At 36.3% G+C, this 593-nt stretch carries 1 protein-coding gene; it reads right to left on the bottom strand.

Going from position 1 to position 593, the window contains the following annotated elements; all coding sequences use genetic code 11:
- Positions 1-460: 460 nt before the first annotated feature.
- Positions 461-593: DnaB-like helicase C-terminal domain-containing protein (locus ACFIMQ_RS09680; RefSeq protein WP_375703958.1), on the bottom strand; the 133-nt coding region annotated here is incomplete at its 5' end.

Genomic DNA, 593 nt, shown 5'->3' with positions numbered 1-593 from the left:
ACGTGATCTGGTCGAATAGCTTTTGTGGAACCTGTTGTATAAAATAATTTTAAGCCCTTATGCTTGAAACTCACAATTGCCATTAACGCCCCTTATCGTATACCAACACTATACGATTAATAAAAATAAGAGTCAAGCAAGATACTAGAAAATCTGGTTGCATATTTGGATAAAATGATTGAGAATAAGCTATAAAAAGGTTCGGGATAGACAGAGAAATAAGTTAATAAAATCAACGGAATCAAAACTCCCTAACTTTTATATAACTTATTGATTTTATATAAATATAGCAATCCCACCCCCTCCGCCACAGCACTTTTATGATTGTAGCTTGCCAGCGGGTTTTGTATATTTTGCCACTAGGTTTTGTACCAATTTATTTTTTCTCAAAGAGTTTTAAAGGGTCTTCAAATGCTTTTCAAAGGGTATTTAAAGCTCTCTTTAACGCATTTTTCTGCTCCTATTTTTCCAAATCACTAAAGCATGTAAAGTCGGGTTGAAAGGCAAGGGGAACGATTCCTGTCGGACCATGGCGTTGTTTTGCTATAATAACCTCAGCTTTGCCCTTGGCTTGCTCCATTGCCTCTTGCCAT

The sequence above is a fragment of the Bartonella sp. AD13SXNS genome, from assembly GCF_042196465.1.
GTDB lineage: Bacteria > Pseudomonadota > Alphaproteobacteria > Rhizobiales > Rhizobiaceae > Bartonella.
This window is presented reverse-complemented; position numbering and strand designations above follow the sequence as displayed.